Source organism: Microbacterium sp. 22179, from assembly GCF_052045715.1.
GTDB lineage: Bacteria > Actinomycetota > Actinomycetes > Actinomycetales > Microbacteriaceae > Microbacterium > Microbacterium galbinum.
This window is the reverse complement of record NZ_JBQEPJ010000003.1, coordinates 239,963-260,925: the sequence shown is the minus strand read 5'-3', so window position 1 is coordinate 260,925 and position 20,963 is coordinate 239,963. Positions and strand designations below refer to the sequence as shown.

Annotated in this window: 18 protein-coding genes; 13 read left to right on the top strand and 5 right to left on the bottom strand. The window is 70.1% G+C overall.

Annotated features, from left to right (window positions below):
- The first annotated feature begins 39 nt into the window (after window positions 1–39).
- From ACTJKK_RS08905 to ACTJKK_RS08880, 6 genes are all read left to right on the top strand, one after another.
- Window positions 40–1,047, top strand: coding sequence for an EamA family transporter (locus tag ACTJKK_RS08905; RefSeq protein WP_440747712.1), 1,008 nt, complete (start codon window positions 40–42; stop codon window positions 1,045–1,047).
- 63 nt (window positions 1,048–1,110) lie between these two features.
- On the top strand, window positions 1,111–1,983 hold the full coding sequence (locus ACTJKK_RS08900) for a hypothetical protein (RefSeq protein WP_440747711.1): 873 nt from the start codon (window positions 1,111–1,113) through the stop codon (window positions 1,981–1,983).
- A 79-nt stretch (window positions 1,984–2,062) separates the two neighbouring features.
- Window positions 2,063–2,749 (top strand): GntR family transcriptional regulator, encoded by a 687-nt coding sequence (locus tag ACTJKK_RS08895; RefSeq protein WP_440747710.1) that lies wholly within the window; start codon window positions 2,063–2,065, stop codon window positions 2,747–2,749.
- Window positions 2,746–4,272, top strand: a complete 1,527-nt coding sequence (locus tag ACTJKK_RS08890) for an MmgE/PrpD family protein (RefSeq protein WP_440747709.1) — start codon at window positions 2,746–2,748, stop codon at window positions 4,270–4,272. The genes ACTJKK_RS08895 and ACTJKK_RS08890 overlap by 4 nt, the downstream gene beginning before the upstream one ends.
- On the top strand, window positions 4,272–5,180 hold the full coding sequence (prpB, locus tag ACTJKK_RS08885) for a methylisocitrate lyase (protein WP_440747708.1): 909 nt from the start codon (window positions 4,272–4,274) through the stop codon (window positions 5,178–5,180). Before ACTJKK_RS08890 ends, prpB begins: the two co-directional genes overlap by 1 nt.
- A gap of 35 nt (window positions 5,181–5,215) precedes the next feature.
- Window positions 5,216–6,349 (top strand): bifunctional 2-methylcitrate synthase/citrate synthase, encoded by a 1,134-nt coding sequence (locus ACTJKK_RS08880; RefSeq protein WP_336641679.1) that lies wholly within the window; start codon window positions 5,216–5,218, stop codon window positions 6,347–6,349.
- A gap of 84 nt (window positions 6,350–6,433) precedes the next feature.
- Here the strand turns inward: ACTJKK_RS08880 and ACTJKK_RS08875 are convergent, their stop codons facing one another.
- The 4 genes from ACTJKK_RS08875 to ACTJKK_RS08860 form a co-directional block, all read right to left on the bottom strand.
- On the bottom strand, window positions 6,434–6,742 hold the full coding sequence (locus tag ACTJKK_RS08875; protein WP_247624473.1) for a pore-forming ESAT-6 family protein: 309 nt from the start codon (window positions 6,740–6,742) through the stop codon (window positions 6,434–6,436).
- Between the two features lie 17 nt (window positions 6,743–6,759).
- On the bottom strand, window positions 6,760–7,095 hold the full coding sequence (locus ACTJKK_RS08870) for a hypothetical protein (protein ID WP_247624474.1): 336 nt from the start codon (window positions 7,093–7,095) through the stop codon (window positions 6,760–6,762).
- Window positions 7,096–7,248: 153 nt separating this feature from the next.
- Window positions 7,249–9,159, bottom strand: coding sequence for an alpha/beta hydrolase (locus ACTJKK_RS08865; RefSeq protein WP_440747707.1), 1,911 nt, complete (start codon window positions 9,157–9,159; stop codon window positions 7,249–7,251).
- The gene (locus tag ACTJKK_RS08860; RefSeq protein ID WP_440747706.1) at window positions 9,156–9,536 is read right to left on the bottom strand and encodes a DUF6507 family protein; all 381 of its coding nucleotides are present in this window, start codon (window positions 9,534–9,536) and stop codon (window positions 9,156–9,158) included. The genes ACTJKK_RS08865 and ACTJKK_RS08860 overlap by 4 nt, the downstream gene beginning before the upstream one ends.
- 167 nt (window positions 9,537–9,703) lie before the next feature.
- Here ACTJKK_RS08860 and ACTJKK_RS08855 point away from each other — a divergent pair, with 167 nt between their 5' ends.
- The 7 genes from ACTJKK_RS08855 (at window position 9,704) to ACTJKK_RS08825 (ending at window position 19,255) form a co-directional block, all read left to right on the top strand.
- Window positions 9,704–10,531, top strand: coding sequence for an FHA domain-containing protein (locus tag ACTJKK_RS08855; RefSeq protein ID WP_440747705.1), 828 nt, complete (start codon window positions 9,704–9,706; stop codon window positions 10,529–10,531).
- Window positions 10,524–10,790 carry a hypothetical protein gene (locus ACTJKK_RS08850; protein WP_440747704.1) on the top strand — a complete coding sequence of 89 codons (267 nt, stop codon included), beginning with the start codon at window positions 10,524–10,526 and terminating at the stop codon, window positions 10,788–10,790. Before ACTJKK_RS08855 ends, ACTJKK_RS08850 begins: the two co-directional genes overlap by 8 nt.
- Window positions 10,787–12,130, top strand: coding sequence for an EsaB/YukD family protein (locus tag ACTJKK_RS08845; RefSeq protein ID WP_440747703.1), 1,344 nt, complete (start codon window positions 10,787–10,789; stop codon window positions 12,128–12,130). Before ACTJKK_RS08850 ends, ACTJKK_RS08845 begins: the two co-directional genes overlap by 4 nt.
- Entirely contained in the window at window positions 12,130–12,915 is a 786-nt protein-coding gene (locus ACTJKK_RS08840) for a hypothetical protein (RefSeq protein WP_440747702.1), read from the top strand. Before ACTJKK_RS08845 ends, ACTJKK_RS08840 begins: the two co-directional genes overlap by 1 nt.
- Window positions 12,912–16,826 (top strand): type VII secretion protein EccCa, encoded by a 3,915-nt coding sequence (gene eccCa, locus ACTJKK_RS08835; protein ID WP_440747701.1) that lies wholly within the window; start codon window positions 12,912–12,914, stop codon window positions 16,824–16,826. Before ACTJKK_RS08840 ends, eccCa begins: the two co-directional genes overlap by 4 nt.
- A 228-nt stretch (window positions 16,827–17,054) precedes the next feature.
- Complete coding sequence (locus tag ACTJKK_RS08830) at window positions 17,055–18,251, top strand: hypothetical protein (RefSeq protein ID WP_440747700.1); 1,197 nt, start codon at window positions 17,055–17,057, stop codon at window positions 18,249–18,251.
- A complete protein-coding gene (locus ACTJKK_RS08825) occupies window positions 18,248–19,255 on the top strand; it encodes a hypothetical protein (RefSeq protein ID WP_440747699.1) in 1,008 nt (335 codons plus the stop codon). Before ACTJKK_RS08830 ends, ACTJKK_RS08825 begins: the two co-directional genes overlap by 4 nt.
- A 155-nt stretch (window positions 19,256–19,410) precedes the next feature.
- Here the strand turns inward: ACTJKK_RS08825 and arfA are convergent, their stop codons facing one another.
- Complete coding sequence (arfA, locus tag ACTJKK_RS08820; RefSeq protein ID WP_440747698.1) at window positions 19,411–20,946, bottom strand: arabinosylfuranosidase ArfA; 1,536 nt, start codon at window positions 20,944–20,946, stop codon at window positions 19,411–19,413.
- Window positions 20,947–20,963 lie beyond the last annotated feature (17 nt).

The window sequence follows — 20,963 nt, the reverse complement described above, 5'->3', positions numbered from 1 at the left end:
GTTGACATCTTACGTTCGCCGCGAGTAGCGTCACATGCCATGAGCACTGTGACCGATGACGTGCGGACGGCGCGCGGCGTGAAGCTGGGTCTCCCGCTGGCGATCGGCGCCGCCTTCGCGTTCGGCATGTCGGGTGGATGGGCGCGGGGCCTGATCGACGCCGGGTGGACGCCCGGCGCCGCCGTCACCGCGCGCATCTGGGTCGCCGCACTCGTGCTCCTCATCCCGACGATCCTCACCCTGCGCGGGCGCTGGCACCTGCTGCGCCGCAACACCGGCATCATCGCCGCCTATGGACTGCTCGCCGTCACCGCGACGCAGCTGTTCTACTTCCAGGCCGTCGCCGTCATGGACGTCGGGCTCGCCCTGCTCATCGAGTACACGGCCCCGGTCGCGGTCATCCTCTGGCTCTGGATCCGTCGGGGTGAGAAGCCCAGCCGCCGCAGCATCCTGGGCGCCGCGATCGCCTTCGTCGGCCTCGTGCTCATGCTCGACATCGTCACCGGTGCCGACGTCAACGTCGCCGGCATCCTCTGGGCGCTCGGCGCGATGGTCGGCGCGGCCACCTACTTCGTGCTGTCTGCCAAGGCCGACACGGGACTTCCGCCTCTCGCGCTCGCCGGCAGCGGGCTGCTGCTCGGCGCGGTCGGACTCACGATCGCCGGAGCCGTCGGCATCCTCCCGATCGCTTGGAGCACCGACGACATCTCCTACCGCTTCGGCACCGTGCCGTGGTTCGTGCCCGTGCTCGCGATGGGCGTGCTCGCGACGGCCCTCGCGTATCTCCTGGGGATCGCGTCGACGCGGATGCTCGGATCGAGGCTGGCCTCGTTCGTCGCGCTCGCCGAGGTCGTCGCCGCGCTGCTGTTCGGCTGGCTGCTGCTGGGGCAACTGCCCGATCTGCTGCAGGCGCTCGGCGGAGCGCTCGTGCTCGCGGGCGTCGTCGTGGTGAAGCTCGGCGAGCCTGCGCCGCCGACGGAGTTCGTCGAGCCGGTGCCGGAGGGGATCGCGGGTCGGGTTGCTTCGACAGACTCAGCAACCCGGTAACGGGAACTGGCTCCCTGAGCTTGTCGAAGGGGCGCGCCCGCGGCGGTCGCTAGCCTGGTGGGCATGGAGCGAGCGCGAGCGGGGAAGGAGGGCGACCCCGCGGAGCTCGCCGAGCAGGTCGCGCGCACGCGGTCGAATCTGCCCCCGAATCGCGCGCACATCGACGCGAGGGGGGTCGAACTCGCTGTGTTCGGCGTCGTCGGGCACCGAGACCTCGCATTCCAGGTCTGGGAAGACGCCCATGCCGCAGCGGTGGGCGCATGGCGCGAGTGCCGACGGCGGATGAGACGGGAGTACGGCGGCCGGAGTCCGCACGGCGGCTGGACGTTCCCGGTGCTGTTCCTGTCTCTCCTCGCGGCCGGCGTCGGCGCTGCTCTCGCCAGCGGCGCCCGCACCGATCCTGAAGCGACGCAGGGTGTTCTCGCGGTGCTGGTGGGCGGCTCGACCGTCGCCGACCTCGTCGTGCTCGCCGTCGCGGGCTGGCGCCCGTGGAACCGGGCCGTCGTGCGCCTGCAGATCGGTCTGGCGATCGCGCTCGGTGCAGCGACTGCCTTCCAGCTCTCCCGTCCGGAAACGTGGGCGACGCCGCTCGTCATCGCCGGAGGCGTCGTCGGCGTCGGCGGAATGCTGCTCGTGCTGCTCGTGCGGATGCTGCGCCCGCAGGAGAGGCTCGAGATCGACACGGTGATCAACGTCGCCGTCGAGCGCATGCAGCCCGAACTCGACGCGCGCGCAGCGGAGATCCAGGCCGACGCATCCGAAGAGCTGGGGGTCGAGGACAGCGCGCGCATCGTCGCGCTCCGCACGGCGGTGCTCGCCGATCTCGCTGCCGAGGGGCTCGTGCTCGAGCTCGTGCCCGAGCAGACGCCGGCCGGCGGCGTGATGATCGCAGCGCTCACGACCCACTGGCACCCGTACTCGCGCCAGAAAGCGTGAGCGTCGCGGAGTGTATACGTCAGGTGCTCGCTCGCGTCGATGAGCGCCGAACGGACGCCTTTTTGTATACACTAAGACCATGACCCTCTCCGTCGAGCGCACTACCGCCGGCGATCGCGCCTACGCGGCGCTGCTCGACGGCATCCAGTCCGGGGCTCTTCCTGCGGGCTCCGTGCTGGGCGAGGTCGAGCAGGCCGCGCGCCTCGGCGTCAGCCGCACGCCGCTCCGCGAAGCTCTGCGCCGTCTGGCCGCCGACGGACTCGTCGTGCAGCAGTCGCCGCGCGTCACCGTCGTCGCCGACCTCGATGCGGATGACATCCGCGAGCTCTTCGAGATCCGCCGGGCGCTCGAAGAGACCTCGGCCCGCCTCGCCGCCACCCGCGGAGACGCCGCCGTCTTCGCCGCACTCGCCGAGGAGTTCGCGCACGTCGACCTCGCAGCCGGCGAGGGCCGCGACGCCTACTACGCCCTGATCGCCCGCTTCGACGCGGCCCTCGACGCGGCCGTCGCCAACGACTACATCGCCGCCGCCCTCCGCACCGTGCGCACGCACCTCGTGCGGGTGCGGCGCATGGCCCGCGACAAGCCCGCGCGGCTCGCGGCATCCGCCTCGGAGCACCGCACGATCGCCCAGGCGCTCGCCGCCCGCGACGGCGACCTCGCCGCCCACGCCACGCACGTGCACCTGCACAACGCGCTCACCGGCATCCTCGACTCCCTCCCCGCCGATCCGGCGACAGCCCCCGCGACCGAAGGAAGACCATGACCGTCACCCACCACGTCCGCGTCCACCGCAGCGACGAGAACCTCGCCCGCGAAGACCAGCTCGCCTGGAAGATCGCCGAGGTCGCCGCCGACCCGGTCGAGGTCGAGCAGCCGGTCGTCGACATGATCATCAACCGCATCATCGACAACGCCTCCGTGGCCGCGGCCTCCCTCACCCGCGCCCCGATCAACGCCGCCCGCGCGCAGGCGTTCAGCCACCCGGTGTCGACCGGCGGCGTCGGCGCCAACCTCTTCGGCGCGGCCCTCGACCACCGCACCAGCCCCGAGTGGGCGGCCTGGGCGAACGGCGTGGCCGTGCGCGAGCTCGACTACCACGACACCTTCCTCGCGGCGGAGTACTCGCACCCGGGCGACAACATCCCGCCGATCCTCGCGGTCGCGCAGCACACCGGCGCCGACGGTCGCGCGCTCGTGCGCGGCATCGCGACCGGTTACGAGATCCAGATGGACCTCGTGCGCGCGATCTGCCTGCACAAGCACAAGATCGACCACGTCGCCCACCTCGGCCCGTCGGCCGCCGCCGGTATCGGCACGCTCCTCGGGCTCGACGTCGAGACGATCTACCAGGCCGTCGGCCAGGGGCTGCACACCACCACCGCCACCCGCCAGAGCCGCAAGGGCGAGATCTCGACGTGGAAGGCGCACGCCCCGGCCTTCGCCGGCAAGATGGCCGTCGAAGCGGTCGACCGGGCGATGCGCGGTCAGACCAGCCCCGCCCCGATCTACGAGGGCGAGGACGGCGTGATCGCATGGATGCTCGACGGCAAGGATGCCGCGTACGAGGTGCCGCTGCCCGCCGCCGGTGAGGCGAAGCGCGCGATCCTCGACTCGTACACGAAGGAGCACTCGGCCGAGTACCAGGCCCAGGCGTGGATCGACCTGGCCCGCAAGCTCGGCACCGAGAACCCGGCCCTCCGCGACCCCGCGAACATCGAGGCGATCGTGCTGCACACCAGCCACCACACGCACTACGTGATCGGCTCGGGGGCGAACGACCCGCAGAAGTACGACCCGACGGCATCGCGCGAGACCCTCGATCACTCCATCCCGTACATCTTCGCGGTCGCGCTGCAGGACGGCGGCTGGCACCACGTCGACTCCTACGCTCCGTCGCGCGCGGGTCGGGACGACACCGTCGCGCTGTGGCACAAGATCACCACGGCCGAGGATGCCGAGTGGACCCGTCGCTACCACTCCGAGGACCCGGACGTGAAGGCTTTCGGCGGTCGTGTCGAGTTCCGTCTGACCGACGGCTCGACCGTCGTCGATGAGATCGCCGTGGCCGACGCGCACCCGCTCGGCGCCCGCCCCTTCGCCCGCGAGAACTACATCGCCAAGTTCCGGCTGCTGGCCGAGCCCGTGCTCGAGCCCGCCGAGATCGAGCGCTTCCTCGAACTCGTGCAGCGCCTGCCCGAGCTGACCGCGGCCGAGGTCGGCGAGCTGTCGATCGTCGCGAAGCCCGGCCTGCTCGACGCCGCGGACGCTCCGAAGGGGCTGTTCTGATGCTGTACTCCACCACCACCCCGGCCGAGAAGCGTCGCGTGCTGCGCGAGCGCCTCGCGAGCGGCGAGCTGCTGCGTTTCCCCGGTGCGTTCAATCCGCTGAGCGCGCGCCTGATCGATGAGAAGGGCTTCGAGGGCGTCTACATCTCGGGCGCCGTACTCTCGGCCGATCTCGGGCTCCCCGACATCGGACTCACGACGCTCACCGAGGTCGCCGGCCGTGCCAAGCAGATCGCCCGCATGACCGATCTGCCCGCGATCGTCGACGCCGACACCGGGTTCGGTGAGCCGATGAACGTCGCGCGAACGATCCAGGAGCTCGAGGATGCCGGACTCGCCGGCATGCACATCGAAGACCAGGTGAACCCCAAGCGCTGCGGGCACCTCGACGGCAAGAGCGTGGTCGACGAGAGCACGGCGATCAAGCGCATCCGCGCCGCCGCCGATGCGCGCCGCGACGAGAACTTCCTCCTCATGGCGCGCACCGACATCCGGGCGATCGAGGGCTTGGATGCCGCGATCGACCGCGCGAAGGCGCTCGTGGATGCGGGTGCGGACGCGATCTTCCCCGAGGCGATGCGCGAGCTCTCGGAGTTCGAGGCGATGGCGAACGCGCTCGACGTGCCGATCCTCGCCAACATGACCGAGTTCGGGAAGAGCGAGCTCTTCTCGACGTCTCAGCTGCAGAGCGCGGGCGTCAGCATCGTCATCTGGCCGGTGTCGCTGCTGCGCACCGCCATGGGCGCGGCGGGCCGTGCGCTCGATACGCTGAACACGGACGGGCATCTCACGTCGATGCTCGGAGAGATGCAGCATCGCGCGGATCTCTACGAGCTCATCGATTACGAGTCGTACAACCACTTCGACTCGGGTGTCTTCAACTTCACGCTCGACCAGCCCGGTCGCTGAGCGCCGCAGCACACGAAGCACACGAAGGAGTGAGCATGACCGAACCGGACATCAAGAAGGGCCTCGCCGGGGTCGTCGTCGACACGACCTCCATCTCGAAGGTCAATCCCGAGACGAACAGCCTGCTCTACCGCGGATACCCGGTGCAGGAACTCGCCGCCACGCAGTCGTTCGAGGCCGTGGCGTACCTGCTGTGGCACGGGGAGCTGCCGACGCCGGAGGAGCTCGCGGCGTTCCGCGTCGAGGAGCGCCGGCACCGTGCTCTCGCCGACAACGTGCGGGCCGCGATCGACCTCGTACCGCTGGACGCGCACCCGATGGACGAGGTTCGCACGGCGGTCAGCCTGATCGGAGCCTCTGACCCCGGTGCGGGCGGATCGGTGCTGGATGCCGGCGGCAGCCCGGAGCAGAACCTCGAGCGCAGCATCCGCCTGTTCGCGGCGCTCCCCGCGATCGTGGCCTACGGCCAGCGCCGCCGCCGCGGGCAGGAGCTCATCGAGCCGCGCGATGACCTCGACTACTCGGCCAACTTCCTCTGGATGACGTTCGGCGAAGAGGCGGATGCCGTGGTCGTCGACGCGTTCAACCGGTCGATGATCCTCTACGCCGAGCACTCGTTCAACGCCTCCACCTTCACGGCGCGGGTCATCACGTCGACGCTCAGCGACCTGTACTCGGCGGTCGTCGGGGCGATCGGCGCTCTCAAGGGTCCGCTGCACGGCGGAGCGAACGAAGCCGTGCTGCACATCTTCGACGAGATCGGGTCGGCGGATGCCGTCGAGGCGTGGCTCGACAAGGCCCTCGCCGAGAAGCGCAAGATCATGGGCTTCGGGCACCGCGTGTACAAGAAGGGCGACTCGCGGGTGCCGACCATGAAGGCGGCTCTCGACACGCTCGTCGAGCACTTCGACAAGCCGGAGGTCGCGGCGCTGTACGACGCGCTCGAGTCGGAGTTCGTCGCGCGCAAGGGCATCTACCCGAACCTCGACTACCCCTCGGGTCCGGCGTACAACCTGATCGGGTTCGACACCCTCACCTTCACGCCCCTCTTCGTCGCGGCGCGGGTGACCGGGTGGACGGCGCATGTGATCGAGCAGGCCGGTGCCAACGCGCTGATCCGGCCACTCTCGGAGTACGTCGGCCCGGACGAGCGGCACGTCGCGGGCTGATGCCCGTTCACGCGTGAGAGAGCCTGGGCCCTTCGGCAGGCTCAGGGACCCAGGCTCTCTCGGTGACGCATCCGCTCGCGGGCGTCAGCCGATGTTCTCGACGGCCGCGCGTGCGCGAGCACCCGCCTGCGAGGCGGTGCCGTCGTTGCTCTCCATCGTGCTGCGCAGCAGCGTGATGATGTTGCGCACCTCGTCGGCGGCGTTCTTCCACCGCAGCTCCTTGCCGCGGTACTCCTCGGAGACCCCGTCGGCGGAGTAGTCGGCCATGGCGTTCTGCACGGCCTTGTCGCGGTCGGCGATCAGGCTCTCGAGCAGACCCGAGACGCGGTTGAACTCTCCCTGGACCTCCTGCGAGGCGGCGACGCTGTAAGCGCGGCGATCTTCGTATGCCATTGTCTGTCTCCTTCTTCTCAGCGCGATCCGCCGAAGCGGGCGGCCTCGAACGATGCACCGCTCTCGGCTCCACGGGTCTGATCGACCATCTCGGACTCTCCCTCGCGGAACGCGCGGTCCATGCCCGAGATGCCTCCGAGCACAGCGGCGAGTGAAGAGTTCAGCTCGGCGGCGACCTCATCGGTGCGGCCCTTGAAGCTGTCGAATGCGGCCTTCGCCGCACCCGCGTGCACCTGCATCAGCGGGTCGGCGGCGACCACGAGCTGCTTCACGAGCGCGCCGAGGTCGTCGCTGGATCCCGACGTCTGCTTGCCGAGGACGCTGAGCGTCTCGGCCCCCATATCGAACTTCATGCTCCGGTCTTCCTTTCGTTGCCCTCCCGTCCTCGCGGTCGCGAAGACGCCATCGCCCCCGATGGGCCAGGAGAGAGTATCAGGGCGGCCTGCGATGACGCGGAAGTTATCCACAGACCGCGCCCGAAACCCTTTCTCCGATGAGTGAGGACGTTACTCGTCCGAACGCGGATTCTCGGCTGCGTGGGCGATATCGACGACGGACTGCTTGAACGACTGCGAATCGGGGTCGAGGTAGCCGACGGCGGGTGCCTCCCAGGGGTGCAACGCCGCCCACAGGGGGCTCAGCAGCAGTTGACCCGGGTTCACCCGGTAGTAGGGCAGACTCGAGCGCTGTGCGTTGTGCCCGTCGGTCGCGAGTCCGCGCTCCGTGACCTCCGGTCCATTGCCGCGGGGCTTGTCGTGGATGATCCCGCCCTCCGAACTGAAGTTCCGTACACCGTCGATGTCGGCCGGGTCCACGGGGTGCTCGCCCATGCGGCCGATGGGGGCGACCCAGTCGTCCGGGCTGGTGGGCTCCGGCTGCGCGTACGTCGCGTGGATCACGAGGTCGCCGGCATCCATCTGCCGCTCCAGCGCGTGGGCCGTCTGCCCGTTGATGCCCGCAGAGCCGTAGAACCACGCGTTGCTGACGAGCTTCGGATTGTCGGCCATCATCTGCGCTCCCATCGTCGTGCCGAGGGAATGCAGCCCGAGGTTCAGCTGGGTGCCCGGGTTCTGCGCACGGAATCCGTGGAGCAGATGGGAAAGCCGCACAGCGCCGTTGTAGGGACGCTCGATGTGCTCGACCTCCGGGATGTCCCCGGAATCCCACTCCATGAAGAGCACGGTCGCGGTCGTCGCAGACGTGCGGTTCGAGACCTCCGTCTGCATCGTCTGCGCGCTGTGCGCCCAGTCCGGGAACGCTGCCAGATCCTCGGTGATGCCGTGCGACAGCGTCGTGATCTGGTCCGCGTGGTCGATGTCGCCCCACCCGATACTCGCGCGCGGGCTGCCGTCGACGGTCTCCTGGAAGAGCGAGAGCAGCTTCGGTGCATCCGGCTTGTCGAGTTCCTCCTCGAGCCGTTCGAGATGAGCACGGTAGTCCCCGCGCAGATCATCGCTCGCGAGCAGCTGGGCGAGCGTCTCCCGGTTGTAGCGGTTCTTGACCGTCGCCGAGATGCCGTTGAGGTTGCCGATCGCGAACGGAGCGAGGGCGAAGAGCTGCGCCGCGGATGCCGGCTCCGTCTGCGCCCACAATCGCTGCGCCTTCTCGGGGTCGACCATCCCGACGGCGGCGGCGAAGTCCGGGTGGCCGTCGACCCAGGCGCGCACGTCGTCGCGATCCGCCCGCCCCATCCACGAGATCCGCCTCGCCGAGGCATCCGACAGCGAGCGGGTGAGCCGCTCCTCCAGTCCGATGGCCACCCCGGCGCCGCCGGGATACGGCGACTGCGACGCACCCCAGTAGTTCTGCGCGATGTCCACCGGTCCACCCCCGGCATCCGACACGGTGTCGCCGCCACTGATCCCGCGGAGACTGCTCGCCAAGCCCTCTTCGGCCTGCTCGACATCGCGTCGCAGCCGGGCGATCTCGCCCTCGAGCTCTCCGACGGAGGTCTCGGCCGCGTGCTGCTCGGCCCACGCCGAGAGCCGTTCCCGCGATGCGCGAGGCATGGCCGCTTCGGCATCTTCGGCGTCACGGGCCCGCACGAACCGCGCCTCCGCGGCGGCGACGTCGAGCGCCGCGGCGGTCGCGCGGATGTTGACGGCATCGATCCGCGCCGCGAGGTCTTCGCGGCGCCGCCGAAGGTCGGGGAGCACCTCCGAAGCGACGGAGACGAGGCGATCACGCGCATCGTGCAAAGCGCCGGCGAAGTCCTGCGAGGCGCGCACGGGGCGGTCGAGCAGATCGTAGGCACCCTCCGCCCCGCGCACATCGAAGACCTCGTGCAGCCGTTCCCACCGATCGGCGGCATCCGTCATCGCGGACTCGATCTTCTCCGCGGCGAGGTCGAGCCGGCCGGCGAGAGCCTCGAGCGCCGACGGGGGGAGCACCGTCGGCAGCTCCTCCGAGACGCTCATCGCCGCCCTCCGTTCCAGCGGGCGGCAGGCGGCGGTGAGATGCCCCACGCATCCTCCGCCCTCTGCGCAGCGGTGCGCATCTCGCCCGCCATCTGCTCGTCGCCGGCGACGACGGCGACCGTCGCCTCGCTCACGGCGCCGGCCGCGGCGTTGATCGCGTACATGATCTTGCCCGGCACGAGTCGGCGGTCCTCGAGGAACACCTCCCAGGCCGACGAGAGCGCCGTCCGGCCATCGGCGATCAGGGTCTCCCCGCCCTCGAACGCCGCCTCCTCGATCTCATCGCGACTCTTTTCGAATCGCGATGCGGTGTCGTCCACACCCGCCAGCACTCCGGCCACCCCGTCCGGATCCACGCGCCAACCTTCACTGTTCATTTCACTTCCTCCGGTCTGCTCGACCCCCACGGTCGAGCGCCGGGAGCGTAACAAAACGGTCTCCGAGAATCGCGAAGTTATCCACAGGCGGTCATCACGAGGTGTCCTCGTATGTATAAACTCGCCGACCGTGGGTGCGCGTGGGGCGCACTCCACAAAGGGGGGTCATGAGCACGGCTGGAAAGACGGATGGCGGCGTCGACGCGTTCGTCTACAGCGTGCGAGCCGATACCAGGGCGTGGTGTCCCGCCCTGGTATCGGACACCCTCACCGTTCTCGTGCCGCTGATCTGCGCCGTGCTGGCGTCTGCGGCAGGGGAGACTCTCGCGGGTGCGGGGCTCGTGCTGCTCACGCTGGGGATCGCAGGGGGTCAGGTGATCGCCCTCGCCTACGACGGGCGTACGCTCGGCGCGCGGATGTTCGGGCTCCGCATCGTCGAGCGATCGAGCGGATGCCCCTCCGGACGCCTCCTCGTCGCCGACCTCGTCGGTCGCCGGCTCCGGGTGCTCGACATCCGTCGCGGTCGCGATCCGATCTCCTCCGCCGTGGCGCTCTACCGGTTCCCCGAGCGCGCCGCCGCGCAGCATCCGCCCGCGCGGGCGACGAACACCGTCGCGCTGCTGGACTCGGGTCAGCGACTTCCGTTCGCGCGCGCTCTGGTCGTCGGCAGGAACCCGACGACGGATGCCCGGGGCGAGCAGCGATTCTCCTGGCCGGACCTCTCGCGCACACTGTCGAAGACCCACGCCCGGCTCGAATGGGACGGCGAGAGCGTGTGGGTCACCGACCTCGGCTCCGCCAACGGGACGGCGATGGAGGTCGGCGTGGAGCGCGCGTCGCTCGACCCGTTCGTGCCCACGCGCATGCCCGCGGACGCCGTGCTCTGGCTGGGTGATCGCAGCCTCACGATCGCCGGCTCCCGCCGGGATCGCCGGGGTGTCTCCGATGCGGCCGATGAACGCGACGAAGCCTCCCGAGGAGTGCACCATGCCTGACCTCCGCGATCGCGCCCTCATCGAGGAGGCGCGCACGCAGCGCTTTCGGCTCGGTTCGGTACTGCTGCACGGGCGCATCCCGGATCGACGCACGGTGAACGACAACGTCCGCCGATTCATCGCCTCCCTCATCGTGGCGGCGCTCGCCTGCGCGGTGTGCGTCGGCATCTCGTTCGTCACCGACCTGCTCCAGGCGCAGGCGGCGGAGAAGGCGCGGCAGAACGCGTCGATCAGCATCATCGAAGAGGAGACGGTGTGAGCGACTACACGCGCCTGAGCGTTCGGGGTTCGTCTCGGCGCGCCGAGATCGCGGTGTCGAGCGATGACCCGCTCGGCAGTCTGCTGCCGCAGCTGATCGATGCTCTGGCGGAGCCCTCCGGTGCCGGCGGACGCCCCCTCGCGCTCGTCACCGCGATCGGGGACTCGCTCGACCTCGAGCGCTCCGCCCGTGAGCAGAGTCTCGTCGACGGTTCGGTGCTGCGCCTGCTCCCGTTCGATTCCGCGCCGCCGCCACCGATGGTCATCGACGTGGTCGACGTGCTCGCCGACGAGCTCGAGAACCGCGACGACCGCTGGAGCGACGCATCGAGGGCCGCCGTCGGCGCGGTCGTCGTCGCGCTGTCCGCGGCTGCCGCGTCGATCGCGGTGCCGTTCGACGGCGTCGCCGGCGGTGCCGTGCGCTTCGGTCTGCTCGGCCTGCTCCTCGTCTTCGCCGTGGGCTTCGGTCTGTTCGGCCGACGTCGGCCGGCGGCCGTCATGGTGACCGCGGCGGTGGGGGCGGGCGTGCCTGCCGCGCTGCACGCGGCGGCGGCTCAGGCCGCGGCGCACCCGGCATCCGTCCTTCCGATCACCGCTCTGTGGGTCGCGCTCGTCTGGTCGGCGGTGCTCCTGATCGGGGGAGGGGTCGCGCGGGGCTCGCGCGGCGCGATGGTCGGCGGTGCCCTGGGGATCGTGCTGACGGTGCCGCTGCTGACGGCACTGGTGATGGGCATGCGCCACGATCAGGCGGCCGCGGTGATCGGCGTCGTCGCCGCCGTGCTCCTCGGACTCGTGCCGTGGCTCGCGCTCTCGGCCTCCGGTCTCACGGGCCTCGACCATCGGGCGGCCGAGAGCGCCGATCTGCCGAGACCCGCCGCGTTGGGCGCCGTGTCCGACGCGTATCGCACCCTCGACTGGGTCGTGGCGGTGCTGGCCGCGGTGCTCGTCCTCTGCGGCATCGTCCTCTGGATGACGGATGCCGTCTGGCCGAGGCTCCTCGCGGCGTCGCTCGCGCTCGTGGTGCTGCTGCGATCGCGGGCGTTCCCGCTCCGGTCGCAGGGCTTCCTTCTCTGGGCAGCCGGGATCGGCATCGGCGCCGTCGCCGCGGCGACCCTGATCGTGAACGGTTCGCTCGGGTGGACCGTCGTCGCCGGTGCCGTGGTGATCGGCGTGACAGCGGCCATCGCCGGGCTCGCCCGCCCGAAAGCGCATCAGCGAGCGCGGCTCCGCTCCTTCGGCGACGCGCTGGAGACCGCTGCCGTGATCGCGATCGTGCCGATGGCCGTGGGAGTCTTCGGGATCTACGCCGATCTGCTCGCACTGTTCGGAGGGGGTGCGTGATGCCGTTCGACCGCGGGGCGATCCCCGTGGCGATGTTCGGCAGCGGTGCAGCGCTCCTCACCCGGTTCGCGGCGTGGGATGCCGCGATCACTCGACCGATGAGCACGGTCCGTCGGATCGGCTTCGTCCAGCTCTCCGCCGGAGCAGGTGCGACGACGGTCGCGGGTGAGATCGTACGCCTCGTCGCTCGACGGCGCGCTGCTCCACCGCTCGTCGCGGACCTCTCGCCCGAGGGCGACCTCGCCCGGCGGCTCGGGATCGTCGAGACGTCACCGCGTCGGGACCGACGCGTGCTCCGCACGAGCGGCGACGCTCGGCAGCTGCTGCAGATGACGTCGGGTGTGCTCGGGGCCCGACCGTCGGATGCCGCGGCCCGCCCGGTCGCCGCGTGGGAGCGTGAGGTCTCACCCGTCATGCGCTTCCACGACCTCGTGATCGCGGACTTCGGTCCGCGTGATCCCGATCGTGAGATCGCTGAGATCGCCGGGCTCTGCGATGCGGTCTGCGTCGTCGCTCCCGCACGGCGCGAGGGGGCGGAACTGGCCCGGGTCGTGGTCGAGGCGATCGACGCCCTGCCGGGGAGTCCGCGGGCGGTCGTCGCCCTCGTCGACGCGAGCAGGGAATCGCGACGGGTTCCCGCGGTGATCGCGGCGCAGACCGAGCAGCCGGTGATCGTCGTGCCGCACGATACGGCGTTGGCCGGGGGAGAGCCGGCGCGATCCTTCCGGGCGCGCCAGGCCCTGCTCCGTCTCGCGGGCACACTCGTCGGGAAGGTCGGCGCATGACGCAGTCCATCGTCCATCGTCCTGCTCGGGCCGTCCTCCCGGCGGAATCCCCGGAGGGCATCGTGCTCACCGCTCCGCCGGCGAGCAACGACAACGCCGCCGGTTTCCCGGTGCAGTCGGTGCTGCCGATCGTCGGCAGCCTCTCGTCGATCACCATGATGGTGCTCCTCCGCGGCAACCCGATGTTCGTCGTGATCGGCGCGGTGATCCTCGTCGTCGCTCTGGTCGGCGGCATCGGCATGGCCTTCACGACGCGCGGAAACGCGGCACGTCAGCGTCGAATGCAGCGCGAGCGCTATCTCGACCACCTCGAGCACGTCCGCGCCGAGCAGCGCGATCGGGTGGCGCACGTGCGGAGGGCGGCGCTCACCCGGCATCCGTCGCCCTCGGCGCTCGTCGAGCTCGGGCACGACCCGGCGCGTCGCTGGGAATGCCGCCCATCCGACCCCGACTTCCTGCAGGTGCGCATCGGCACCGGCGACCTCCCGGTGCTTCCGGTGGTGCTGCCCGAGGAATCGAATCCGGTGCAGCCGTACGACCCGATCATGAAGGCGGCCGCCGAGCGTTTGGTGCGCTCCGCGGGAGTGGTGCAGGGGATGCCGGCGACGATCGACCTCTCGACGGGCGGGCAGTACGCGATCGTCGGCGACCGGACGCGGGTGTTGCAGGTGGCGCGATCGATCGCGGTGCAGATCGCGACGTTCCACTCTCCCGACGAGGTGCATCTCGCGGCCGTGATCCCCGCATCCGCCCTCGGCGACTGGCGCGGATTCGACCTGCTCCCGCACGCAGGAGCGCCGCGCCCTGCCGCCGATCAGCCCGTGGCGCGCCGCATCGCGCCGACGCTCGACGACCTGCTCGCTCTGATCGCGCCGGAACTGCGGGATCGCGTGGCCGCCACGACGGCGGCACGCCGGGCCGGACGCCGCATCCGGCCCGTGCGGCTCGTGCTCTTCGTCGATGAGGGCGACGGATACGCGACGACTCCGCCGCGCTGGGACTCGGTGCTCGACGCCGCTGACCTGGGCATCACGATCGTGCACCTCGTCGACGATCGCCTCAAGGAGCCCGAGCACGTCGTCGCCCGCGTCGCGGTCGATGCGGTCGGCTGCGCGATCGAGAACCCGGCCGAGCCGGGGGACCCGGTGCTCTGCGCGGCGGATGCCGTCGGGCAGGCGCTGCTCGAGACGATCGCGCGTCCGCTCGCCGCCCTGCGGATGAGCAGGGCGACGGCGGCCGAGGCGACCGATGCGGTGGCGCCCGACCTCGGCGAACTCCTCGGCCTCGGCGACGTGGCGCAGATCGATCCGCGTCGGGCATGGGTGCCGCGCTCCTCCGCGGACTTCCTCCGCGTGCCGATCGGAGTCGACGACGCGGGCGCTCCGGTGCTCATCGACCTCAAGGAATCCGCGCAGCTCGGTATGGGGCCGCACGGCATCTGCATCGGTGCGACGGGGTCGGGCAAGAGCGAGCTGCTGCGCACCCTCGTGCTCGGGCTGGCAGCCACGCACGGGCCGGACGATCTCAGCATGATCCTCGTCGACTACAAGGGCGGGGCGGCGTTCGCACCGTTCGCGCGTCTCCCCCACGTCGCCGGGATCATCGACAACCTCGCCGACGATCCGCAGCTCACCGAGCGGGCGCGCGCGAGCATCAATGGGGAGGTCGTGCGCCGCCAGCAGCTCCTCAAGGCCGCCGACAACTCGGCATCGATCACGCAGTACCGGCAGCTCCGACGCAGTCGCCCCGAGTTGCCGCCGTTGCCCCATCTGTTCCTCGTGATCGACGAGTTCGGCGAGCTCCTCACCGCGGAGCCGGAGTTCGTCGATCTGCTGCTCACGATCGGACGCATCGGCCGCTCGATCGGTGTGCACCTGTTGCTCTCGAGCCAGCGGATCGAGGCGGGCAAGCTCCGCGGGCTCGAGACCTATCTGTCGTATCGGATCGGACTGCGCACGTTCTCGGCGGCCGAGAGCGCCATGGTGCTCGACACGCAGGACGCGTTCCACCTGCCGGCGATCCCGGGCTACGCCTACCTCAAGGTCGACACCTCGATCTACACCCGACTGCGCGCGGGCTACGTCTCGGGGCCCGTCGACGACCTCCGGGATCGGCCGGTCGAGACGACCGAGGTGCCACGGATGAGGATGATCTCGGCGTACGACGTCGTTCAGCCGCTCCCCGCGGTCGAGGCCGACGGGGCCGCGGGGGTGCAGGAGATCTCCGCGACGGAGAACATGCCGCTCGAGCGAACAGTGGTCGACGTAGCCGTCGAGGGGCTGGCGAAGGGCGCGGTCCGCACGCGTCCGGTCTGGTTACCGCCCCTTCCCACGCGGGTCACGCTCGGTGGGCTGCTGCCGTCGAGCGGTGCGATCGAGGATGCCGCGGGGCTGAGCATTCCGATCGGTCTGCTCGATGAACCGGTGCAGCAGCGCCAGCAGCCGTGGAGGCTCGATCTGACCCGCTCCGGCGGGCATGTCAGCGTGATGGGCGCACCGCAGTCCGGTCGCTCGACCTTCCTGCGAACGGTCGCGGCGTCGATCGCGGTGACCCGTACACCGCGCCAGGTGAGCGTGTACGGACTCGACCTCACCGGCGGCGGCCTCGCACGCATCGAGGGATTCCCGCACGTGGGTGGTGTCGCGACGCGCGGGCATCGGGAGCGGGTGGGTCGCGTGCTCGAGGAGCTCACGACCATGCTCGGGGTGCGCGAGCAGGCGTTCCGCGCGGAGGGGATCGACTCGGTCGATGAGTTGCGTCGCCGGCACGCCGCCGGCGAACTCCCGCAGTTGCCCTCGGCCGATGTCGTGCTGCTCGTCGACGGCTATGCGACGCTGCGTGCCGATTTCGAGGAGTACGAGGGGGCGCTGCAGCGTCTCCTCGATCGCGGCGGCAGCTTCGGCATCCACGTCGTGGTCACGCTCAATCGCTGGAACGATCTGCGCTCGCCGCAGCAGGGAGTGATCGGCACGCGGATCGAACTGGGGCTCAACGACCCGAGCGACTCGCAGGTCTCGCGCAAGCTCTCGTCGTCGCTGCGGCGCGATGAACCAGGGCGTGCGCTGACGGATGCCTCGGAGTTCGCGCAGGTGGCGCTCCCGGTGCTCGAGGACGACGACTCGGTGGGCGTCGGCGAGATGCTGGAGGCGCTCGCGCGGCAGTCTGCGGAGTCGTGGGCGGGGCCGGAGGCGGCGCCCATCCGGCTGCTTCCGGAGGACCTCGACCCGCAGACGCTTGCGGATGCCGGGATCGATCCGTCGATGATCCCCCTGGGGCTGCGGCAGGACACGATGAAGGCGTTCTCGCTCGACCTCGCGCGCAACGATCCGCACCTGATGGTGCTCGGAGACACCGGGTGCGGAAAGACGACCGTGCTGCGGGGCATCGTCCGGGGCGCGCTCGCGGGCCACACGCCGGACGACCTGGTCATCGCGCTGATGGATGTGCGCGGCGATCTCGCAGACGAGGTGCCCGAGCCGTACCTCGGCGGGCACGCCGCCACCGCTCCGTTGGCGCGCCAGCTCGCGGAGTCGATCGCGATGGAACTCGAGAAGCGGCAGGCAGCGAAGGCATCGGGGCCGAGGATCCTCGTGGTGATCGACGACTTCGACGTGCTGGCGGCGGGCGGCACCGAGCCGTTGCGGCCGCTGCTGCCGTACCTCGCCTCGGCGCGCGACCTCGGCCTGAACGTCGTGCTCACCCGGCCGGTGCTGGGGGCATCGCGGGCGATGTTCGACTCGTCGCTCCAGGCGCTGCGCGACACCGGCGGATCGACGCTGGTGATGAGCGGCGATCGCGGCGAGGGCCCGCTGCTGGCGAAGGTGTACGCCGAGCAGATGGTGCCGGGGCGCGGGCGGTTCGTGCGTCGGGGATCGGGGGCGACCCTCGTGCAGGTCGCGCGGTTCGCGTAGCGCGGGCGGTGGGTGCGGGGGCCGGGCGCTCGCCTCTCACGGGAGTGGAAAGGCATACCGATATGCCACAAATGAGGACATTATGCTGTTCTTGTGAGTGAACACGAGACACCGGAGACCCCTCAGTCCAACGATCCCGCGCCCGTCGGTGCGGCACCCGACGCGACGCCGGGGACACCGCCGCCAGTGGTTGCCCCGGGGTACCCGGGAACCCCGCCGACGAATCCTGTGACACCGCCCGCTCCTGATGCGGCGGCGTACCTTCCCGGCGGACACCAGCTGCCGGCGGGGGAGCCGCAGCCCGCCCCCGTCGCTCCCGGCCAGGAATACGGACCGGGTCCCGTTCCTGCTCCCGGTCACGGATATGCGCCGGGCCCTGTTCCTGCGCCCGCGGGTGCGGAGTTCGGCCCCAACAAGAAGCAGCCCACCGGCGCGATCATCGGCATCATCGCCGGCGGCGTCGTCGTTCTGCTGGTCCTCGCGGCGGCCGTCATCGTGCCGCTGCTCGGCGGCGGCAGCTCGAGCGCGGGCGGCGATAAGGACGAGGCCGCACCGGCGGCGGCCACTCCGGAGGAATGGGTCGAGGCCTACCTCACGGCCGTCTCCGAGGGGGATGCCGAGGAGGCGGTGAAGTACATCGACACCTCGTCGTACAGCGCCGCGCTGCTCACCGATGAGGTGTTGGAGGCATCGCTGAAGCTCGGACCCATCGACGACATCAAGGTCGGCGAAGCCGAGGAGGGCGACTACAGCGACGTGACCGTGACGGCCACGTTCACCATCGGCGGCAAGGAGGTGTCGCGCGAATTCCAGATGTACCAGAGTTCGTACGACGGTGACATCACGATGCTCGACGGCGCCGCGCGGGTCTCGACCTACGGCTTCGACGACGTCGGGCTGACCGTCAACGGCGTGGAGGTGCCGGACGACGCCCTGGTCTTCCCCGGTACCTACGAATTCGGCACGTCCCTCGAGGAGTTCACCGTTGAGGGAGAGTCGACTCTCGTCGTCGCCGACGAGAAGAGCGAGGAGGCAGTCTCGATGCTCCGGCCCGCGCTGAGTGACTCAGGGATCGCGACATACCGCGAGCTCGTCACGACCTCGCTGCGCGAGTGCCTGGCGATGAAGACGCTGAACACCCCGTGCGGCATGGACGTGACCGGCATGGAGAAGGACGGATACGCCGTCGTCGACGGAACGGTGACTCGCGTGATGAACGCCGAGGGCGAAGCGGCCCTCGCCGGACTCGTCGGCGAGGTGAGTGACCGTGCCGTGGTCTCGACGTATGAGAGCTTCGGCATCGACATCTCCGTCGAGGCGCAGAACGCGGAGGGTCAGCGGGGTACGTACACGACCTACTACTCGGGCCTCCTCACCCCGAAGGTCGACTTCGCCGTGGAGACCCCGAAGGTCGTCTGGGAGTGACGCCTGATCCGTTCGACTCCCAGCCCCGGAGGCGCGGGTGGACGACCACGGCGACGATCGTCGCGGTGGTCGCCGCCCTGGTCGTGGTCGTCGTCGCGTTCATGAGTCCGGCTCTCAGCGGCGGCGGGCCGGGGACTTCGGAGCAATCCGACGAAACCGCATCGCCCTCGGAGTTCGTCGATGGCTACCTGCACGCCCTCGCCGATGGAGACGCGGATGCCGCGCTCGAGTACGTCGCTCTCGGCCTCGCCGAGGGTGAGACGTTGAACGATGAGATGCTCGCCGCGTCTCTCGAACGCGGGCCGATCACCGACATCGACGTGGGCGAGGCAGAGGAGATAGCCGACGACGAGGTGGCGGTGCCGGTCTCCTTCCGGATCGGTGACACGGCCGTGTCGCAGGACATCGCGGTGAGCATCGGGCTCAGCGGAGACCTCGCCATCCTCAGCGGCACGCAGACCATTCCGACGGACGAGTTCGCGGGGATGGGTCTGACCGTGAACGGCATCCCGGTGGAGGGGGAGCTGACGCTCTTCCCGGGGACGTATGAGTTCGCCGTCGCGAACACGAACTTCACGATCGAACGGGGGGAGCCGGTCGTGGTCGCCAGCGGGCACGAATCAGACCGATACGAAGGCCTCCGCCCCGTGCTCACGGATGCCGCGACGGCCACGTACCGGTCTCTCGTCGCGGCCTCGCTCCAGGAGTGCGCGGCGATGAAGACTCTGACGACGCCCTGCGGAGACGACGTCATCGATTCGGGGGAAAACGGGCCCACGCCCGTGGATGGCACCGTTACTCGCGAACTCCCGTTGGAGTCGGAATCGAAGCTCGCCGCCGTCACCGTCGTGACCGACGGCACGGTAGCCCGATGGGAGTCTTCTGTCGGGATGAGCACGACGTTCGAGTCGCCGAGCGGCAGCAGGTACCTGGCGACGGGCGCGGCCTTGAAGACCCCGAAGGTCGACTTCGCGGCCGAGACCCCGCAGGTCGTCTGGGAGTAGTCGCGGCATCCGCTCTGGCACGCGAAAGGGCCCGGCATCCGAGATGGATGCCGGGCCCTTTCGCGGTCTGGGGCCCTTCGACAGGCTCAGGGACCCGGGGTGGCTCAGGGACCCGGGGTGGTGGGGCCCTTCGACAGGCTCAGGGACCCAGGGGGTCAGGCGCGCGTCACCTCGAGCTCGATGACCGACCACGACAGGGCCGGCAGGGTCGCGCGCACCGTGCCGTCGACGATCTCGGCGGCGGCGAGCGGCACCATGTGCACGGTGTCGGGGGTCGTCTCGAGGTTGGCGGTCCGGCGGTCGCCGCCCTCGGGGATCGTGAGCGTCTCGGCCTGACGCACGCGCAGGTCGCCGAGGCCGTGCAGATCGATCGTCAGGTCGTTCGCCGAGTCGAGCGAGCGGTTGGCCACGAACACCACCAGGCGTCCGGTCTCCTCGTCCCACGTGGCGGCCGCATCGACCGAATCGACGTCGCCGTAGCGCTTGGTCGCGATCTGCGAGGCCGAGACGGCGAGGCGCAGGATGCGCCCCTTCGCCAGCCGCGCCATCCGCTCGAACGGCCAGAAGCTGGTCTGGCGCCAGGCCGGACCGTTCTCCTCCGAGCGGATCGGCGCGATCACGTTCACGAGCTGCGCCTGGTTGGCGATGCGCACGCGGTCTCCGTGCCGCAGCAGGCTGTTGAGCAGGGTGCCGACGACGACGGCATCCGTCACCGAGTAGGTGTCCTCGATGAGGCGCGGGTGCTCGCGCCAGCCGGCCTTCGCGATCTCGCCCGCCTCGACGTCGTTGTACTTGCGCTGATCCCACACGTTCCACTCGTCGAACGAGATGTCGACCTGCTTGGTGTGCTTGCCGGCGGCCTTCACGGCGTCGACCGTCGCGATGACGCCCTCGATGAAGCCGTCCATATCGACCGACTCCGCGAGGAACGACTCCGTGTCGCAGTCGTGCTCCTGGTAGTACGCGTGCATCGAGACGAAGTCGACCTCGTCGTAGGCGTGGGTGAGCACGGTGTGCTCCCACGACCCGAACGTCGGCATCGACCTGCTCGACGACCCGACCGCCACGAGCTCGATCGATGAGTCGACCAGCTTCATGGCCTTGGCCGACTCCTGTGCGAGACGGCCGTACTCGGCAGCGGTCTTGCCGCCGATCTGCCACGGCCCGTCGAGCTCGTTGCCCAGGCACCACAGCTTGATGTCGAAGGGCTGCTCGGCGCCGTTCTTGCGGCGCAGGTCCGACCAGTACGTGCCACCCGGGTGGTTGGTGTACTCGACGAGTGCGCGGGCCTCCTCGACGCCGCGGGTGCCGAGGTTGATCGCCTCCATCACCTCGACGTCGGCCTCCTTCGCCCAGTCCATGAACTCGTGCAGGCCGAAGGCGTTGGTCTCGATGGTGTGCCAGGCACCGTCGATGCGCACCGGGCGATCCTCGACCGGGCCGACGCCGTCTTCCCAGCGGTAACCCGAGACGAAGTTGCCGCCCGGGTACCGCACGACCGTCGGCCCCATCTCCTTCACCAGGGACAGAACGTCCTGACGGAATCCGCGTTCATCGGCCTGCGGGTGCCCCGGCTCGTAGATGCCGGTGTACACGCAGCGCCCCATGTGCTCGACGAAGGACCCGAAGAGCCTCCGGGGAACGTCGGCGATGGTGAAGTCGCGGTCGATGGTGATGCGGGCGTGAGACATTGCTCTCCTTGGTTGCG

Excerpts from the sequence above, each read along its gene's own strand:
- ACTJKK_RS08860 (WP_440747706.1), bottom strand. The coding sequence starts at position 9,536 with ATGAACAGTGAAGGTTGGCGCGTGGATCCGGACGGGGTGGCCGGAGTG.
- ACTJKK_RS08855 (WP_440747705.1), top strand. The coding sequence starts at position 9,704 with ATGAGCACGGCTGGAAAGACGGATGGCGGCGTCGACGCGTTCGTCTAC.
- prpB (WP_440747708.1), top strand. The coding sequence starts at position 4,272 with ATGCTGTACTCCACCACCACCCCGGCCGAGAAGCGTCGCGTGCTGCGC.
- eccCa (WP_440747701.1), top strand. The coding sequence starts at position 12,912 with ATGACGCAGTCCATCGTCCATCGTCCTGCTCGGGCCGTCCTCCCGGCG.
- ACTJKK_RS08880 (WP_336641679.1), top strand. The coding sequence starts at position 5,216 with ATGACCGAACCGGACATCAAGAAGGGCCTCGCCGGGGTCGTCGTCGAC.
- ACTJKK_RS08865 (WP_440747707.1), bottom strand. The coding sequence starts at position 9,159 with ATGAGCGTCTCGGAGGAGCTGCCGACGGTGCTCCCCCCGTCGGCGCTC.
- arfA (WP_440747698.1), bottom strand. The coding sequence starts at position 20,946 with ATGTCTCACGCCCGCATCACCATCGACCGCGACTTCACCATCGCCGAC.
- ACTJKK_RS08895 (WP_440747710.1), top strand. The coding sequence starts at position 2,063 with ATGACCCTCTCCGTCGAGCGCACTACCGCCGGCGATCGCGCCTACGCG.
- ACTJKK_RS08850 (WP_440747704.1), top strand. The coding sequence starts at position 10,524 with ATGCCTGACCTCCGCGATCGCGCCCTCATCGAGGAGGCGCGCACGCAG.
- ACTJKK_RS08900 (WP_440747711.1), top strand. The coding sequence starts at position 1,111 with ATGGAGCGAGCGCGAGCGGGGAAGGAGGGCGACCCCGCGGAGCTCGCC.
- ACTJKK_RS08890 (WP_440747709.1), top strand. The coding sequence starts at position 2,746 with ATGACCGTCACCCACCACGTCCGCGTCCACCGCAGCGACGAGAACCTC.
- ACTJKK_RS08870 (WP_247624474.1), bottom strand. The coding sequence starts at position 7,095 with ATGAAGTTCGATATGGGGGCCGAGACGCTCAGCGTCCTCGGCAAGCAG.
- ACTJKK_RS08905 (WP_440747712.1), top strand. The coding sequence starts at position 40 with ATGAGCACTGTGACCGATGACGTGCGGACGGCGCGCGGCGTGAAGCTG.
- ACTJKK_RS08875 (WP_247624473.1), bottom strand. The coding sequence starts at position 6,742 with ATGGCATACGAAGATCGCCGCGCTTACAGCGTCGCCGCCTCGCAGGAG.
- ACTJKK_RS08840 (WP_440747702.1), top strand. The coding sequence starts at position 12,130 with ATGCCGTTCGACCGCGGGGCGATCCCCGTGGCGATGTTCGGCAGCGGT.